Raw genomic sequence first — 330 nt, 5'->3', positions numbered from 1 at the left:
AGACGTTCAACAATTTCTTCCTGTGTATCAATAGGAAATCGGACTACCAAATCTTTAATGACTTCTAATCGTTCTCGTTTATTCATCCTTTTTAAATTCCTCATGTGCTTGATAGACTGTAGTTGTTATGACCTCTTTATCAATCTGGTTTGGTTGTGTTGATTTTTCTAAGTGCGCTAAAAATTCGATATTGCCATGACCGCCTTGAACAGGGGAAAAGCTAAGGGCTTTGACTGAGAAGCCTGTTTCCACGGCCATTTTTGTCACTTCTTCCAAGACTTTCAAGTGAACGGATTTATCCTTAACAATGCCATTTTTCCCAATCTGTTC

The 330-nt window shown here is 38.2% G+C and carries 2 pseudogenes; both read right to left on the bottom strand.

The features are described 5' to 3' along the window. Positions 1–86: pseudogene (locus C1G53_RS13335) on the bottom strand (arginine repressor); the annotation flags it as partial. After that, positions 79–330, bottom strand: a pseudogene (locus tag C1G53_RS06425) (TlyA family rRNA (cytidine-2'-O)-methyltransferase); the annotation flags it as partial. The pseudogenes C1G53_RS13335 and C1G53_RS06425, both read right to left, overlap by 8 nt.

The organism is Streptococcus suis (genome assembly GCF_002960445.1).
In the GTDB taxonomy this organism is placed as follows: Bacteria; Bacillota; Bacilli; order Lactobacillales; family Streptococcaceae; genus Streptococcus; species Streptococcus hyiners.
The sequence above is the reverse complement of the archived record's forward strand: the minus strand, read 5'-3'. Positions and strand labels throughout refer to the sequence as shown.